The organism is Enterococcus sp. (assembly GCF_032555305.1).
Classification (GTDB): domain Bacteria; phylum Bacillota; class Bacilli; order Lactobacillales; family Enterococcaceae; genus Enterococcus_A.
Genome location: NZ_JAWGOQ010000065.1, coordinates 1 through 1,035 on the forward strand (window position 1 = coordinate 1; position 1,035 = coordinate 1,035).

General features: G+C 51.4%; 1 protein-coding gene. It reads right to left on the reverse strand.

The window, feature by feature from the left end; all coding sequences use genetic code 11:
• Positions 1–410: 410 nt before the first annotated feature.
• Positions 411–1,035, reverse strand: a 625-nt coding sequence (locus E6139_RS22865; protein WP_316405831.1) for a LytR C-terminal domain-containing protein, incomplete at its 5' end; no start/stop codon positions are given.

Here is a 1,035-nt window from a genome sequence, read left to right on the forward strand (position 1 = left end):
ACCACGCGGTCCTAGCGTTACTTTCACCGTGTCGGCCAGGGTGTTTAGCCCTCGCTCCATTCCCCGACGAGCTTCCTCATCAAAAGCAATAATCTTGCTCATATGCTTTTATTCCCTCCATCGCAACGCGATCGCGTCACGCGGTTAGATCTTTGATCCAGCCTTGATGCCCGCGACGGACGAGAACCCTGCGCCGATCCTGTCTCGGAACATTGCCCCCTCATCAAGAACTCGATTTTTATCACTCTCTAGGTTCGAGTGCTAAATACGATTTTGGCACTCTCCTACTCCAAGTGCAAACTTTCGCCCGCTAAAAGGGAAAAATATCCTGACAGAGAACATACCCGCGAAAAACTGGCTAGTAAGCATCTCCTCCTCGCGAAATCTGCGAGGAGTCACCACTTAGCCCGTTATTTAATCAGGTAAATGGCGATATCAGTATCTCCGATTTGATACTTGCCGGTATTGGCATCTTCAACCCGGGAGATTCCGGCAACTTTAGCGGCCTCCTCGGCAGCTGCCCGGTATTGCTCACCACGATACAGCACAGTAGAACCCTCTAAACCGCGAGCCCGCGAGTTAGTGGCTATTGGATTTTCAAAACCTGCAGACTGTAGATCTTGAGCAACCTGTTTCGCCCAACCCGAACGCTTAGAAGCATTAAGCACCCGTACCCGCACATTGGCTTTCTCTGCAGCCGCCACACTTGATTGAGAACTATTTCCTCCATCCGGCGAGGTAGAATCTTCAGGTTTATTAATCTTCGTCGGTTGAGTACTGGGGATAGTGACACTATCACTAGTAGTAGCAGTAGCACTGGCAGTGGCAGTCGACTTAACCTCGTCAATTTTGCCAGTGGACTTCATGAGCGCTACCCCGCCCCAGGCCAAAGCCGGCCCTAAAACCAATACAATCAAAATTGGTAGCAGGGTTTGCCAGCGCCTAATAGGACGGCGATGAGCCCCCGAGGGACCTTCTTCGCCCATCGCGTCGAATTCATCTGGCGGAAACTCTTGTTTGCTCACAAGCCCAGAT